The organism is Blautia sp. HA9023 (assembly GCF_056504095.1).
This window is the reverse complement of the sequence record NZ_JBWLUR010000008.1, coordinates 703,717-718,478: the sequence shown is the minus strand read 5'-3', so window position 1 is coordinate 718,478 and position 14,762 is coordinate 703,717. Positions and strand designations below refer to the sequence as shown.

The following is a 14,762-nucleotide window of genomic DNA, read 5'->3' as shown; positions in this document are numbered from 1 at the left end:
GATTTCTCCTGTTTTAATCAAATTTCATTTATCCAAAATTAAGGTAGTTTTCTTTTAGTATGGTTATATTTTCAGTATATCATCCTATATAAAAAAAGTACAGGGTAAACCGAATGTTTGTTCTGCGCTTTCATATTTTTTTGAGAGTTGCTGTGCATACTATGAGTTTCTCATTTCACAAACAATCCATGCGCTTTATTTACACTCCCTATGTGATATAGTACAATAGATTTCATGGAATCTTAAGAATTTACCCCTTTCGTCTTAATTTCCGGCTGCTATTCTAAGAACATCAGGGAGGTACAAAAAAGTGGCTAACATACTTGTTTGCGATGATGACAAAGACATCGTGGAGGCAATTGAAATCTATCTTACACAGGAGGGATATCACATTCTGAAAGCTTATGACGGGCAGGAAGCCCTGGATATCCTCCATACAGAAAAAGTGGATCTTCTTATCATTGATGTAATGATGCCCCGTCTTGACGGGATCCGGGCAACCGTGAAGATCCGGGAAAGCAATCCGCTGCCTATTATTATCCTGTCCGCAAAATCTGAGGACACGGACAAAATCCTCGGACTTAACATCGGTGCGGATGACTACATCACCAAACCTTTCAATCCGCTGGAACTGATCGCAAGAGTGAAATCTCAGATGCGTCGATACACACAGCTTGGTTCAGCCGCATCTGCCACATCAGAACATATCTATACAACTGGCGGACTTACTGTAAATGACGATAAAAAAGAAGTTCTGATAGACGGCGAGCCTGTACGTATGACACCTATTGAATATAACATTCTCCTTCTTCTCATGAAAAATCCCGGACGTGTTTTTTCCACAACACAGATTTATGAAAGTATCTGGAATGAAGACGCTCTGGCAGCAGACAACACAGTAGCTGTCCACGTCCGCCATATCCGTGAAAAGATCGAGATCAATCCCAGAGAACCCCGTTATCTGAAAGTTGTCTGGGGACTGGGTTACAAAATCGAAAAACTGAGCCGGTAAACCATCCGGTACATGAAGTCTTCGCACTTCAGAAAGGGGTATTATGAATACAAACAAACCTGTAGGAAAAAGCAGATCGCTCATGGGAATTCCTGCTCTTGTCCTTGCTCTGATCCTGCCTCTGATCATGTTCTTTTCAGCGACACTGGTGATTCGGGCGGGTATCCAGATGGACTCTGTGGATGATCTGAAAACAAAAGATTATTTCCAGACTTCTGCTTTTGCTGACAACTTCTACTCAAAAGCTTCTGCGATCCTGACCGGAATCTCTGCCAGGGAAATCCTGGATAAAACAGCCGAAAGCGCATACATTGATCTCGGAGAACTTTATAACGGAGATTCTCTCTCCTTTAAAAACACTTCCGGACTTGCCTACTCCTTCAACGATCTTAAGGAATGGAGCTCGCAGAGTATCACTTCCAATGATGACTGGATCGTCCTGGGGCTCACCACCCCGGAAGGCGAAACAAAATATATGTACTATTCTGATTTCAAAAAAGCTCTGGAAAATGGAACCCTGCAGTTAAACGCCACTCCAGGTGCTCTGAAATCCGAAGGAATTTCCCACAATGACTGGACAAAACGGATTCTTTCTTCTTTGAAAGCTGAATATACAGACGAAGGAATTCAGTCACAGGAACCTCTGAAAAACATTACCGGCAAAAATGGAAATGTAGTTTACACCGATGTGGCAGATATGCTCACTCCAAGCCTTGAAATTCCCTGTGCACCGGAAGGATATGACAGTCTTCTGGATTATATGAATTCCACTTCATCAAAAAACAGAAGATTCAAAGGAACTCTGACCGATGCCTTTGAGCAGCTTGCTAATGCCCGGGAGCTTTTTTCCAACTGGACTGTGGCCTCTCAGGCACTGGATGAATACAACAGTGCGCAATCCAATATCCGTTATGCCTATACGGATAATATATCAAAAAAAATCTTCACAAACACAGATGCCAGCTATACTTCCGATCTGACTCATATTTCCGGTTTTTCAATCAAAAAGCCTTATGTGCTCCTTAATGTCAATGACACTGCCAGAGATGAAAAAGATACTCAGGGCGGTCTTACAAATCTGAACCTTTCCGCAGCTGCAAGCCCCTCTGTGGGGAACTGGATCGATTGCCTTCGAAACTCCACATATGATGAAAACTGCAGCTTCCTTGCCTGGATTGATGACACCAGCCTTCCTGCATATGATTCCATCCGGACTGCGAAACAGTATTTTCAGACTTACCGTACTTTATTTATTCCGGCTGCTGTAATCTCCGTGATCAGCTTTCTTCTCTTTATCGCAGATTTTATCTGGCTTACTGTCCATACAGGAAGAAGGAATTCCGATAACTCCAATACAGGCAATACGCAACCGGATCTGAACTTTTTTGACCGGATCTATACCGAAATAGCGACAGTACTTGTATGTATCCCGGCACTTGGCATATTAACCACAGGGCTAAATCTGCAGTATAACACCAGTAACCATATCGCTTCCATGATCATCATTGGAATAATCATCTTTCTGATTTCCTGCCTGTTCTGGACCGGTTACTTAAGCCTGATCCGCAGAGTCAAGGCACACACCCTCTGGAAAAACAGCCTGCTTCGCAAATGCCTGCATTTTCTCTTTCTGTGCCTTCAGAAAGCCGGTAAACTGATCGAATTTTTCTCCAGAAACACCATCAGCCGGATCCGTATGCTGCTAGCACTTGGCATATTTCTTTTTCTTGAATTTTTCCTCAGTATCCTGGTTTCTGCATCTGATGGCTGGTTTGTGATATTTCTGCTTCTCTTTCTTCTGGATCTTGGTGCACTTTTCTTCGTCTACAAAACAGCCCTTGGCCGGGAACTTCTCCTTGATGGTCTGAAGCGGATCACGGATGGAGAACTCTCTTACAAGATCCCGAAAGAAAAGCTTCATGGAGATCAGAAAACAATGGCCCAGTATATCAACCGTATCGGTGACGGCCTGGATGCTGCCGTAGAAAAAAGTCTGAAAGATGAGCGCTTAAAAACAGAACTTATTACCAATGTTTCTCATGATCTGAAAACACCACTGACTTCCATCATCAATTACGTGGATCTTCTGAAACGAAAAAATTTTACAGATCCGGAAGTCCTGAAATATCTGGAAGTCCTGGACGCAAAAGCTCACCGACTGAAAAGTCTTACAGAAGATGTGGTGGAAGCTTCCAAAGCAAGCACCGGAAATCTGACTCTGGAGATGACTGATATCAATTTTGTGGAAATGCTCTATCAGGTGATGGGAGAATTTGAAGAACGTCTGGCAGACCGGCATCTGACGTTAATGACGCATTTCCCGGATACTCCGGCCATGATCTCTGCCGACGGCAGACGTATGTGGCGTATTCTTGAAAATCTTTTCGGCAATATCCTGAAATATGCCATGGAAAATACAAGAGTCTATGCCGAAGTACTTCTGAAACATGATCAGGTTATCTTTACTCTGAAAAATATTTCTGCACAGCCTCTGAATATCCCTGCCGAAGAACTGACCGAACGTTTTATCCGCGGCGATGTTGCCAGAAATACAGAGGGCAGCGGACTTGGATTGTCCATTGCCCAGAGCCTGACTCAGCTTCAGGGTGGAACTTTTGAGCTTTATCTGGACGGTGATCTCTTTAAAGTATGCCTGAAGTTTCCGCAGAAAATATCTCCCGCAGATTTATCCGGGTCAGATGATCCGCTCTTCTAAATACACATAAAAACAGCAGCTGAAACCCTGATGATATATACATCCGGTGTCCAGCTGCTATTTTTTTCTTATTTCTGTTATTTTTTACACCTTGATCGTAATCTCCCGATCTGTCCGGTTATATTTATAATACCGTACGCCTGCCGCATCCAGCATTTTTTTTGATGCGATCACTGAAGGTGTATCTGCGTATTTGTCGCAGTCATACACGATTGTTTTGATTCCTGCCTGGATAATGGCTTTGGCACATTCATTACACGGGAACAGTGATACATAAAGCTTTGCTCCCTCCAGGCTTCCGCCTCTGTAATTCAAGATGGCATTCAGCTCACTGTGAGTCACATAAAGATATTTGGTATCCAGTGGCTCCCCTTCTCTTCCCCACGGGAATTCATCATCGGAACATCCCTTGGGAAAGCCATTATATCCCATTGACAGGATCTTATTGTCTTCACTTACAATACAGGCACCAACCTGTGAATGAGGATCTTTGGAGCGCATGCCGGAAAGCATGGCAACACCCATAAAATATTCATCCCAGGAAAGATATCCCTGCCGTTTCTGTCCTTTGTTATCCATAAGCTTAGTCCTCGATCATATTGATCCTTCTGATATGACGCTCATCGCCGGAAAACGGGGTATCCAGAAATGTATCCACAATCTTCAGAGCAAGTCCAGGACCTACCACGCGTCCTCCCATAGCAAGGATATTGGCATCATTATGAAGTCTGGTAGCCTCGGCTGTAAAGCAGTCCGTACAAAGTGCTGCACGGATTCCCTTAAACTTGTTTGCCGTGATGGAAATTCCGATTCCTGTACCACAGATCAGAATACCATTCTCACATTCACCGTTTACAATAGCCTCGGCAACTTTTTTTCCGTAAACCGGATAATCTACAGATTCAGGGCCATTACATCCGAAATCTTTATACTCCAGTCCTCTCTCTTCCAGATGTTTTTTGACCTCCTGCATCAGCTCGTATCCGCCGTGATCACATCCCAGTGCTATCATTTTGTTTCCTCCTCAACATTAATAATTTTATGACCAGCCGCCTTCAGTAAGCGGTTCATGATCGCCTGTCCCATTTTGGGTGTAAAAAATGCCTCAGAATAAATGGCACTTACATTACAGCTGTCAAAATCACGCAACACCTCATAAAGATGATGTGCGATGGTTTCTTCCTGTTCTCTGCTTCCAATACTTTTTATGATTCCATGGGAATATCTGTCTTTTGTTTCATCGGTTGCGATAATTCCCACTGTATCTCCATTTTTCTCCGCTTCCAGCGCTCTCTTTTCAATCTCTGCGATCACTCTCTCGTCCGGGCCTTCCACGATCGCAAGATCTGCTTTTGGGGCATAATGACGGTATTTCATTCCCGGAGCCTTCGGATGTACCTTACTGTCCGGCTTGATCAGACCCTTATCCATCCGGACATCTCCCAGCGTTTCACGCAGCATTTCGAGCGAAATATATCCCGGACGCAGGACAACCGGCACTTCCTCTGTAAAATCCACGATCGTAGATTCCAGTCCGATATTTACCTGTCCACCATCAATGATCATATCAATGGCATTTCCCAGGTCCTCCACTACATGTCCTGCTGTGGTGGGACTTGGTCTTCCGGAAGTATTGGCGCTTGGCGCTGCCACATATCCTCCTGCCGCCAGAATCAGTTCCTGTGCGATACGGTCACTTGGAAAACGTACCGCTACACTGTCGAGCCCGCCTGTCGTTTCTTTTGGTACGATATCTGCTTTCGGCAGAATCATAGTCAGCGGACCGGGCCAGTATTTCTCTGCAAGGATCCTTGCTTTTTCGGGAACCTCTGTAACAATCCTATCCAGATCATGAATATCCGCAATATGTACGATCAGAGGATTATCAGAAGGCCTACCCTTTGCCGCATATATTTTCATGGATGCCTTCGGGTCCAACGCATTTCCTCCAAGGCCGTATACCGTCTCTGTCGGAAATGCCACGAGACCTCCTTTTTTCAGGATCTCGCCACCTCTGGCTATCGCATCCCTGTCTATATTTTCCGCTGTCATAACTGCTATTTCTGCTTTCATCTTACACTCCATTACTGTCTGATATAAATCCCCTGTTCTTCAATAAAATCCTCCAGATCCTGCAGCGCGTCCTGTGCCCAGGTCTCTGATTTCTGAAAAGCTTCCGGGAAAAACATCTCTTTTACAATTTTTTTACCGGTTTCTGTCTTAAATATCTTTTCTGCACTTTTTTTAATGTGCTCTTTATCAAGTCCGTTCTCAAAGTAATTTACAAGAAAATCCGCTTCTACAAGGATCTGATAATCCAGCCCGTCAATGTCTTTATAGGTGTGATGATGTCCCACCAGATATTCCACTCTACGGATCACCTGCTCCTTAAATCCAAGGTGTGTAAGCATCTCCCTGGCTGCTGCCGGTCCCTCTGCTTCCTGCGTCTTTCCGTCAGACCGTCCATATTTCTCCATTCCAACCTTGATTCCAATATCATGAACAAGGGCTGCAGCTTCCAGTATATACATTGTATCTTCGTCCAGTCCCTCTCCCTGTCCGATCAGCCTTGAAAAGCTGTGAACCTTTACAAAGTGCTGAATATGCTTCGGGTCACCCTGATAGTAACGTATCATTTCCATATAAAGCCTGTCAATTCTGTTCATAATATCCTCCTCTCGCTGCCATACATATAGTTACTTTATTATAGCGTTGTTATGGAAAAATTGTCAATCCTGCTCCACTTTCACAATATAAGTTCCTGATGTATCATCTTCAAAGACAATACTGCCAAGACTCTGGAGGAGACTGTCATTCAGCTCTGTGCCATATTTTTCTTTTTCCTGTCCGCCTACAAAGATATACGAAATATCATATCGCTGTATCAGTTCCTTCACCTTTTCTTCATCTGTGGAAGTATAAATTGTCTGAATATCAGCACTCTTCTCATTAAGATCCGGCACATTATTTCTCCAAAGCCATTCGTGAACATACCAGCCAAGCACTGTCGGAAGTCCTGTGGTGGCCGAAACTCTCTCATATCCTGTGTAACTGTCTCCATTAGCTTCCAGCACCACAGGCGATCCCTCAATGTTATCTTTCAGCCAGCGGATTGCCGCCGCATCCTGCGGAAAATCTGTTTCCAGAAATGTAGTAGCATTCAATCCCTGATAATTTGAAGGATTCCATACCTCCCCGAACCAGGAGTGCACAGCATTTCCAAAATATCCTACCGTCCAGATCAGCACAAAAAGGCCAATACCGGAAAAGATCCGGATGATTTTCTGCTTCGATACTACAAGCATCCGGTAAATCCCATATCCCATAGTCATCCCAAACAGAATATATGCCTGATAGGTAAGTTTGAACATGGTGTTGGCTCGCGCATTACCATTCTCATAAATATCCCTTACATAAACAATTTCCGGAATAAGGATCAATCCAATCGCACAAAGTCCCATGATCACAGCAAACAGATCCGGAACCGAAACTGCCTCCAGAAGTCTGTACAGGCTCTTGTGCTTCATTCCTTTCATTTTTTCTGTAAGAACAGAGATGATCAGAAGCACAGTAAGAAACACTGGAAGTCCCCAGAGGATCAGAAGCTGGTACCACAGAGAATGATGCTGTGCAAGAGCCACTCCCTGAACCATGGTTTCAAATTTCAGAGTAAACGGTAAGATCACAAGATAGGAAACCGCAATGATCTCCACTGCCTGAGCAATTGTTACTGCCAGAATCCTGGTTACTTTCCCCTCAAATCGAATAATATTTGCGATCAGAACGACACCGCCTGTCACAACAAAATAAATCACAAAATCCCAGTAGTTTGTCCACTGGAACATTCCCAGAAGAACTGTGGCCAGAAGGATATGCGGCATCAGAAGCTGCTTCAGCCAGAAATCCCTGACATCCTGTTTTTCCGGTTCCGGACCTGCACTTCGGATTTTTTTCATCCATGCATAAAGCATCCCTACAAGAAAGGTAACAAACATTACATTGACCACATGAGCGTGAAGATCCCCCAGTACAAAGGAATAACATGGAAATTCATGAATGGTCTTGTCACTTTCATTCACCGGATTATAACCGATATATCGAGTTGCATCCGGGAACCAGTAGCTGGCAGTTTCTGCCACTCCCTGAATTTTATGGATCAGAGGCAGCACGCAGCGATATACAATGTAATGCACATTTCCTGCAATGGAAACCGCAATTCCACCTGTCACTCCAGCCAGTGACGGAAGATATTTTTTTATCCCAGACATGCGTCCGTACAATCTGTCCTTTGCCATCTGTCTTACCAGGGAAAACGGATATACAAATGCAAAAGCGGCTACAAAAGTACGCATCAGATTGTAGGTTACTTCTACTCTGCTTCCTGTAAGCTTCGTGAGAAATACCGCAAAATACTGCCCTCCGTAATAATAATTAATGGTTCCCTGAGAATACCACAGATCACGGGCAGGAAGTGTTTTGCTGCGCATCATCGCCTCCATAAATCCATAATCCATAAATTTCTCTGTTCCATATGCCTGTGGACGGAATCCCGCCAGATAAGTCCAGAGAAGAAAAATTCCGAAGAAAAGAAGTTCTTCACGAACAATCAGCTGGATTTTTCCGGATGGGTAACATTCTATCCCCTTTTTCAGCTGTACATGAAAAAGAATGGCGCAGAAGATCCCGCAGATCACAGATACTCCTATGCAGGTTGCAGCTGTAAACGGAAGAAGTTTTACTGCCACCAGAAACCAGGTTAAAAATCCGGTTACTGCAATCGCCAGTGCTTTTGAAAACAGCCATCCTTTATCTTCAAATCCCTCAAAAAGTCTTCCCGTCACTGGCATGGCAACCATTCCCATAAACAGTGCAAGGAGCCACCAGGTCCAGAATGTCCACACATCTCCTCCGAGGAGATATGCGGAAAGTGCGATCAGAATTACCGCCGCAATGGATTCCGGAAGTATTTTTCTGATTTGTATTTTCATCGTTCTTCCTCCTGTATCAGATTCTGTGGCGAAGGCGGATAAAATCTCCAAATGCCTGTCTGCCGATCTTTATGATGCGTTTCATATTAATAGAATTTTTACCTGCCTGACGCGGACGGAATGTAATCGGTATATACTCCACATGCAGATGATGCTTCTCATAAATTACCGTCATCAGAACATTGGAAAGAAAAAATCCGTCCGGGATCTTTTTCAGCACTTTCGACAACTGTTTCGCATTCATCAGACGATACGGTGTATTCGCATCTTTTACCCATGTCCCAAAGGTCAGAAACAGTACCAGTCTCAGCACTCTTGTCACAAAAAGCCTGGAAAAACCATCTTCCCTTTTTTTTCTGTAACCGATCAGTAACCCGCATGTTTTACGCTTTTTCCAGAACTGCCAGAATTCATCAGGAAGTGTCTGGCCATCGGAATCGGTCTGAAATATATAATCCGCTCCGGCATCCACTGCATAATGATATCCTCGGAGGATAGTTCCCCCGTGTCCTTCATTTGGTTTGTCGATCCCGATAAGACGCTCGTATTTTTTCTGATATTTCCGAATCATTTCATAAGTGCCATCTCCTGCTTCCATCATTAAGGATCACCAGGCGGCTTTCTCCTCCGATCCTCTCCACGACCGGATACCACTGTTCGATCACTGTCCCGATATTTTTTTCTTCATTGTATGCCGGCATAATGATATATAAGCTGTCATGTTTCATAGATTCTTATTCTCCCATCTTCCGAGGTATACACCAGCGGATATGTCTCCCTGATGACATCCTCTCGACACTCCTGCTGCTCAAATTCCATGTTGTCCTCAAACAGAATATACGTGATCTTCTCCTGTTTCACAGTCGCTTTCAGTATCTCCGGATCATCTGTCGTATAGATGAGCACAGCCTGTCCGGCGCGGTAATTGGTATCATATCCTGCCGACCAGGCGTAATACGGCCATCCGCAGTACATCATCACACCAGACATTGTAACCTCGTTCATCGTATATTCCGGGATCAGAAGAAGATCATTTTTCCTAAGATTTTCAGAAAGCCAGTCTGTAAGACTGCTTTCCATGTTTACTGTCATTCTGTGTCCGGAATCATTATCCCTCAAAATGATCACATAATCGTAAACTCCGGTTGCAGTCAGACAGATGCTCATAATAATACAGACGGCCGCGCCTGCCCATTTTATTCTTTTCTTTCTGAACTCGAAAAATATGCTTCGGAGTATCCCTCCCCACAGCACTGCCGCAAATGCATAGGAGATCATGATATATTTGTGGTTCACATTGATATCCGGAGTCAGAGACACCACAAACGCAAATACTGCCGGAAGCAAAAAGCCCCCCAGTACCACTCTCTCATTTCTTTTAAAAAATACAGATGCCACGACCAGTCCTACAAAGAAAAATCCACTGATCTCCACCAGATACCAGAGTACCCCTGAAATGCTCTTGTTCTCTGCCAGAAATCCCCAGTAAAAGGAAGGGGACATCACACTTCCTGACACAAAAATCTTCGACTGCAGTTCCGAAAAGAATACCGCCAGCGCCGCACACACCGCATAATCCAGCTTTCCATCAGAAAATACAGCAAAACCAGCCAGGATCAAAAGTCCCCCGATCAGTGCAGCTCCATTCCAGAAAGCGGTCAGACCCAGGAACAGTCCCAGCAAAATTGCAATTTCCACATTCCGGAATGCCCATGCTTCTTTTGAGAAAATACGTTTTCTGATCCACAGCCAGCCATGCTCTTTGTGTCCGCAGCCAGCCTCTACCCAGTCCATGAAGATCCATACAGCCACTGCAACGATCAGAAGCCCGAATGCCAGATGTCTCTGATTGAGATATACGTTAAAATTCCATAATCCCCAGTTTTCATTTGTGGTATAACCAATGAACTCTGTGTTCTCTTTCAGTGCCTGGATAAGATTCCCTGCTTTCGCATTTTCCCACAGATACTGCCAGAACGCAGTTCCGCTGCGAAAGAAAAAGAAAACCATAGCAGCAGCACCGGCCCAGAAACTCCGGAACATCCGATAACTGATTCCATAAAGGACCATAAGAAAACCGGAAAGAGACATGATACTTACCAGATTATATCCCAGATCCAGCCGAAGCCCCAGATATTCCAGATTTCCTACCAGAAACTGAAACATAAAATGATACTTTACGTCCTGCCCTCCATAATGCGGATACTGCGTAGGAAAATTATTTCCTCTGGAAAAAGATCTCATCATTGCGGTATGAGGTGCATAATCACCATACACGGAAAATCCCGAATACAGAAGACCGTCTTTCATATGGAAGACATAAAACATCATTACTGTTACAAACGCCGTCAGAACCACAAAAAGTAAAATTTCTTTTCGCAGGATCCATTTTCTACTGATCATCTTCTCCGATACCGGAAACATTTTTTCTGTTCTTTTTCGCTTCCGGATGAAAATTCCAAGAAGACACAGCACAGTCACCGACATCACAATAATATTTCCATAAAAAAGAGGATGTTCTGCTCCCGCACATACACTGAACATCCAGGAAACCACATATACTGCCCAAGTCAGCATCAGAACTCCCGTTCCAAAAGCCGCCGGAAGGATCACCCATATCCGATTTCCTTTTTCAGTTATCTGCTGCGGAAACAGACACCCCGCCATTTCCATTCCTGTTAACACGCATAATATAAGATAAAAGATTCCAAACATAAGATTCTCCTCAATTCACGTAAAGTATAGCAGAATAGCCTTCCTGTGAAAAGGCTATTCACATTTTTTTCAATTTTTTTCGTGTTCTTCCTGGCTGGCAAGATATGTATCAATACCGTCTGCCACAGACATGGCAATCTTCGTCTGATACTCTTCTTTTTTTAACAGCTGTGCTTCTTCCGGATTTGTCAGAAATCCACACTCTACAATATTGATCACACTGGGGCTTCTTTTCAGCAGATAATAGGTCCTGTTTCCTTTCGCTTCACGTGGACGTGCAACTGAAAGCTGTCGATTCAGTTCTTCCTGGATTGCCAGAGCCAGATTTCTTCCGTTTTCAGAATCCGCATAATAAAATACCTGTGGTCCCTTTACCTGGGGATCACTGTAGCTGTTCTGATGGATGCTCACAGAAAGCACCGGTGCATATTCCTTTATCATTGCAATCCGATTTTGCAGATCCTGCGCTTTCATATTTTGTGTATTATCTTTATAAAGGCCTTTATCTTCCTCCCGGGTCATCATAACCGTAAAGCCCCTTTTCTCAAGAACTGCTTTCAGTTTTATTGCTATTTCCAGATTGATTCCCTTCTCTTTAAGTCCCTCTATTCCTACCATCCCGGAGTCAATTCCTCCATGCCCGGCATCTACCAGAATCATCTGTCCGGCCTGTATATTCCCTGATACATCTTTCAGTTTCTCCGTTGCCTCTGCTGCCTCCCTTGACAGAATATAAAAGCAGACCAGCATGAGAACTGCCATTCCGATTTCTATCCCTCGCTTTTTCAACGCAAAACACCCCCGGCGTATTTAGTTTAATATATGTCGCCAGGAGTGCTTTCATTGCATAAAATATATTGTTTTCTTTTGTCAGGACAGATTTTCTGTAATGACGCTCCAGATTCCACTGTTCTCAAATCCCAGTTTCCATTCCGCCACGCCTGCCAGTTTATATTTGGGGATAAGTTTTACTTTTTCCGCAATCGACTTGGAATCCTCAAGCCAGATCTGGTATGTAGTGCCGTCTCCTTCATAGGTTCCGTAATTCTGGCTGGTTGTCTTATCCCAGTAAGTCTCCGCTCCATTATCACTGATTGCCTGCTGTGCCTGATCCATTCCGATTGCTTCACTGGTCAGAGCTCCTCCATCTGTTGTTTTCCAGAGTCTTGTATAAAACGGAATTGCAAGAATAGTTCTCTTGGCCGGGACTTCCGCAAGTGTATCCTTGACTCCCTGTTCCACCCATGGAAGAGAAGCCACGGATCCTGCATCGGATCCTACATAATGCTCATCATATCCCATAATAATCACATAATCCACAACTTTTCCCTGTTCCGCTCTGTCATAATGACTTGTAAAATCCTCCGGAACCGGATTATCTACAGAAAGTACCAGATTATTCTCATGACACTGAATGGAAAGTTCTCTCAGAAACTGTAGAAAATGGATTCCCACATCCTCACTCAGGGATTCAAAATCAACATTAATTCCATCCAGACCTGCCTTCAGTGCATATGTAACCAGCTGGTTCTCCAGATTCTGCCTTGCGGCTGTATTGGAAAGAACCGTTGTTGTGCTCATATTCTCACTGAAATTATCCACCAGGCCCCATACTTTCAGGCCTTTCTCATGTGCCTGCATCACATATTCCCCTGATGCAAGGCTGCTCACATTTCCATCATTATCCGAAACAGAGAACCAGGTCGGTGAGATCACATTCACCCCTGTCATATTCTGGGTAGTATCCGCGAAATAGTTGTTGGCGTCTGTACTCGTAACCTGATGCCATGCAAGATTTACAGGCTCATCCATCGTGAAATAAGAATAAGCTTCCGCTTTAAAACTCCGCTTATAGTCGGTTGTATCCGCTGCACTTACTTTCTTTTTCTGGATGTATCCAATATATCCGTCATCTGTGGCTACCTGATCCCAGTCTTCTCCTTCGTTCATCAGCCTGAGAACTGTATCTTTTGCTGTTTTTGTCAGGATCTTGGATTTAATCCCGCCCCGGTACCGGATCACGGTATCCTTCTTTACAGTTACCGTCTGCACATTGCTGAATTTATACTGAATTGCTATTCTCGCAGGGTCTTTATATATATATGAATCGATATCTGTATATTTCTTCACATAATCCAGTTTCAGATAAACAGTACTCTCCTTCAGCCATACGTTTCCGCCAGGCTGATCCGATGCTGCCTCCTCTGTAAGACTGGTTGGTGTCGCATACAGGATCTTTTTATTTGCACTGTCCCAATAATATCTCTGATTCAGATATCCATTTACCACATCCAGCGGAATATAAACCTCATCTCCTGAGATCAGAGCTTTCTGTTCGAGTTTCTGTGTTCCTGCTACCAGTGAAGCCTCTCCATCTGCATTCTGACCGTAATACTCTGTCAGATCCATCTGCTTACTGGTCGGAATCAGTTTGTTAATTCCATAAACGGCTCCTCCTATAAGAGAAACCAGAACGATCAGCAGACATACCACCAGGACCGGCATATGTTTTTTTATCATTGTTTTTTTCCTTTCGGTATAAATGTCATAATTTTTTTCATTATAACATATTTCTTCTGCGTTTCGTTACAAAAATCGACTTTTAATAAATTTTCACAGTTTCTTTATAATTTCGGTTCCCCACATGGTATGTATGAGTTCCGGGGAACTTCTGCGTCCGGGGAACCGCTTTCTCTTAAGTTGTATTACATTTTTCGAATTAAATCAAAGCTTACACAGGCAATATGGCCTTCTTCATCTTCCGTATAATCCCGCATGTAAACTCCATCTTCCGCAATCTGACAGGCTTTTGCGATTTTTTTCGGAGTACTGGGCTCACCGTTGAGATAAAGGGAAACTCCGTTTTCACGGTAAAGCTTTAGTTCCCTGCGAAGGGTTTTTGCGGATTTCTTTTTTACCTGTGATATATTTTCCGTATCCCGACCTCCTTTCCTGGTTTGATTTTCAGAAAACACCAGCAACGGTTCTTGAAAAGCTGTCCTGATCCAATTTATATTGCATAAACATAAATAAAAAGGGGGAAAAATTTATTCTGTGCTGCGGCAGAAACGCCGATGAAATCTGCACAGAGATCTTATCTTCAGAAAAAGTATGACTTTAAGCTATCTTTACTGTCTTCCTGTTTCTATGGATCGGACAGCTCTTCTGTTTTTATTATACCGTTTTTCTTTTCAGATGCAAGTCTTTTATCCGATTATAAAAAAAAATTTATTTTTATCCGGAAATTTTATTTTTTCATCAGATTCTGCATCTTTACATCTTGTATATAACTGTTATATAATACAGTATGTAAAAGATTAAATTTATTGAC

At 43.5% G+C, this 14,762-nt stretch carries 13 protein-coding genes; 2 read left to right on the top strand and 11 right to left on the bottom strand.

The window, feature by feature from the left end; translation table 11 throughout:
- Positions 1–310 precede the first annotated feature (310 nt).
- Both AC04Q6_RS13290 and AC04Q6_RS13285 read left to right on the top strand, forming a co-directional pair.
- Entirely contained in the window at positions 311–1,012 is a 702-nt protein-coding gene (locus AC04Q6_RS13290; RefSeq protein WP_021976682.1) for a response regulator transcription factor, read from the top strand.
- Between the two features lie 43 nt (positions 1,013–1,055).
- On the top strand, positions 1,056–3,728 hold the full coding sequence (locus AC04Q6_RS13285; RefSeq protein ID WP_118071210.1) for a sensor histidine kinase: 2,673 nt from the start codon (positions 1,056–1,058) through the stop codon (positions 3,726–3,728).
- Positions 3,729–3,812: 84 nt separating this feature from the next.
- Here the strand turns inward: AC04Q6_RS13285 and AC04Q6_RS13280 are convergent, their stop codons facing one another.
- The 11 genes from AC04Q6_RS13280 to AC04Q6_RS13230 all read right to left on the bottom strand — a co-directional run bounded on the left by AC04Q6_RS13280 (position 3,813) and on the right by AC04Q6_RS13230 (position 14,406).
- On the bottom strand, positions 3,813–4,307 hold the full coding sequence (locus tag AC04Q6_RS13280; protein ID WP_021976684.1) for a deoxycytidylate deaminase: 495 nt from the start codon (positions 4,305–4,307) through the stop codon (positions 3,813–3,815).
- Between the two features lie 4 nt (positions 4,308–4,311).
- Complete coding sequence (gene rpiB, locus AC04Q6_RS13275) at positions 4,312–4,740, bottom strand: ribose 5-phosphate isomerase B (protein WP_021976685.1); 429 nt, start codon at positions 4,738–4,740, stop codon at positions 4,312–4,314.
- A complete protein-coding gene (locus AC04Q6_RS13270; protein ID WP_118062824.1) occupies positions 4,737–5,801 on the bottom strand; it encodes an L-threonylcarbamoyladenylate synthase in 1,065 nt (354 codons plus the stop codon). Before AC04Q6_RS13270 ends, rpiB begins: the two co-directional genes overlap by 4 nt.
- 11 nt (positions 5,802–5,812) lie before the next feature.
- Positions 5,813–6,394 (bottom strand): HD domain-containing protein, encoded by a 582-nt coding sequence (locus AC04Q6_RS13265; RefSeq protein ID WP_021976687.1) that lies wholly within the window; start codon positions 6,392–6,394, stop codon positions 5,813–5,815.
- 63 nt (positions 6,395–6,457) lie between these two features.
- The gene (locus tag AC04Q6_RS13260; RefSeq protein WP_118071211.1) at positions 6,458–8,716 is read right to left on the bottom strand and encodes a DUF2298 domain-containing protein; all 2,259 of its coding nucleotides are present in this window, start codon (positions 8,714–8,716) and stop codon (positions 6,458–6,460) included.
- 16 nt (positions 8,717–8,732) lie between these two features.
- Positions 8,733–9,317 carry a glycosyltransferase gene (locus AC04Q6_RS13255; RefSeq protein ID WP_476389721.1) on the bottom strand — a complete coding sequence of 195 codons (585 nt, stop codon included), beginning with the start codon at positions 9,315–9,317 and terminating at the stop codon, positions 8,733–8,735.
- Positions 9,289–9,444 carry a hypothetical protein gene (locus tag AC04Q6_RS13250; protein ID WP_476389720.1) on the bottom strand — a complete coding sequence of 52 codons (156 nt, stop codon included), beginning with the start codon at positions 9,442–9,444 and terminating at the stop codon, positions 9,289–9,291. Before AC04Q6_RS13250 ends, AC04Q6_RS13255 begins: the two co-directional genes overlap by 29 nt.
- Positions 9,434–11,431 carry a hypothetical protein gene (locus AC04Q6_RS13245; protein WP_118071212.1) on the bottom strand — a complete coding sequence of 666 codons (1,998 nt, stop codon included), beginning with the start codon at positions 11,429–11,431 and terminating at the stop codon, positions 9,434–9,436. Before AC04Q6_RS13245 ends, AC04Q6_RS13250 begins: the two co-directional genes overlap by 11 nt.
- A 69-nt stretch (positions 11,432–11,500) precedes the next feature.
- On the bottom strand, positions 11,501–12,220 hold the full coding sequence (locus AC04Q6_RS13240) for an N-acetylmuramoyl-L-alanine amidase (RefSeq protein ID WP_242996939.1): 720 nt from the start codon (positions 12,218–12,220) through the stop codon (positions 11,501–11,503).
- An 81-nt stretch (positions 12,221–12,301) separates the two neighbouring features.
- The gene (locus AC04Q6_RS13235) at positions 12,302–13,951 is read right to left on the bottom strand and encodes a glycosyl hydrolase family 18 protein (RefSeq protein ID WP_118071214.1); all 1,650 of its coding nucleotides are present in this window, start codon (positions 13,949–13,951) and stop codon (positions 12,302–12,304) included.
- Between the two features lie 185 nt (positions 13,952–14,136).
- Positions 14,137–14,406, bottom strand: a complete 270-nt coding sequence (locus tag AC04Q6_RS13230; RefSeq protein WP_242996938.1) for a hypothetical protein — start codon at positions 14,404–14,406, stop codon at positions 14,137–14,139.
- Positions 14,407–14,762 lie beyond the last annotated feature (356 nt).